The organism is Pseudogemmobacter humi, assembly GCF_900609055.1.
GTDB lineage: Bacteria > Pseudomonadota > Alphaproteobacteria > Rhodobacterales > Rhodobacteraceae > Pseudogemmobacter > Pseudogemmobacter humi.
In genome coordinates, this window is the sequence record NZ_UXAW01000121.1 from 1 (window position 1) to 1,292 (window position 1,292).

Consider the following 1,292-nt stretch of genomic DNA (forward strand, 5'->3'; position numbering starts at 1 on the left):
TCGTGCGGAAAAGAGGGATCGGTTTGCTCATGGGGCCAACCTAACCCCCGGACTCACAAACATGAATCCGTAGGTCACAGGGATAGCGCAACAAAGCCGTTCTGATGGGGGCGTGTGCGGCAACTGATGGGACTTTCTGAGGCGTGAGGCAGCGCTCCGGCTCGATACAAGGCAGCCCCTTCGACGCTCGTGACCTGGCAGTCGCCTGCTGCAAGGATCGGTGTCACATCCTGCCCACTTCGTTGTGAGCTATCCGCCGGCGAGACCCATCCCGGCGCCGACAGACAATGGGGTGATTCCGAAAGGGCACGCCCGGCGGACAATCCGCAACTCGTGATGCCCCCCCGACGCCTCGGGCCTTTCCATAATGCCCCGCTCTGGCTATGATCCGCGCCAAAGCGGGGCGTCTGCCTGGTTCCGGCGGGAACATGGCGGGGCGCTTCAGCCAAAGACCCCGGAAAACCGGGCGGCGCAAGGCGGCAACGCAGGATCAAAGCGCGGCGATCAGACCGCGCGCGGCATGAGGGCGCAGATGAGCAGAACGGAACTCCCGGCGGGCAGGGGCATGACCGCAGGCCAGCGAGAGACGGACCCGTGCCGCAGGAACCGCGGCGCGGCGCTGACGCGCCTGCTGCTTGCGGGCACCGCCGCGCTGGCGCTGGCGGGCTGCGAGACCGGCCCCTTCGCGGAAGGCGCCCCCTCGGCCACCGCATCCGGCGCGAAACCGCAGCGCTCGACCCGCATCGTCGACCGCGACGTCGAGGCGCCGCAGGTCTTCCAGGTCACCGAGGATGCGCTCTGGGACGGGCGGCCGTCGCTCGGCGGGGTCTGGGTCGCCTCGCCCGATGTGACCGACCCGGAACGGGTGATCATGCGCAACCCCTCGAACGGCAAATTCGTGATCGGCGCACTGTTCAGGCGCGAGCGCGACAATCCCGGGCCGAAGCTCCAGATCTCGTCCGACGCGGCCGAGGCGCTCGGCATGCTGGCGGGCCAGCCTGCGAAACTCTCGGTCACTGCGTTGCGCCGCGAACAGGCGCCCGAGGAAACCCCGGCCACCCCGGTGCTCGACAGCAACGAAAGCCTCGCGGCCGCCCCCGGGGCGGCTCCGGGCGCGATCGACGCGGGCGGGGTCGAGACCATGGCGCTCGACACCCCCGCAGGCGCGGCGAAACCCGGTGCGGCGAAACCCGCGGCCGGAGCGCGCAGCCCGACCGAGACCGCCGCCGCGGCAGGCGCCGCGATCGCAGCGGCGGAAACCGCAGCCAAACCGGCGGCCCCCGCCCCCGCCA

At 70.5% G+C, this 1,292-nt stretch carries 1 protein-coding gene; it reads left to right on the forward strand.

The genetic code is table 11. The features are described 5' to 3' along the window. Positions 1–532 precede the first annotated feature (532 nt). Positions 533–1,292, forward strand: a 760-nt coding sequence (locus XINFAN_RS22065) for an SPOR domain-containing protein (RefSeq protein ID WP_199286485.1), incomplete at its 3' end; no start/stop codon positions are given.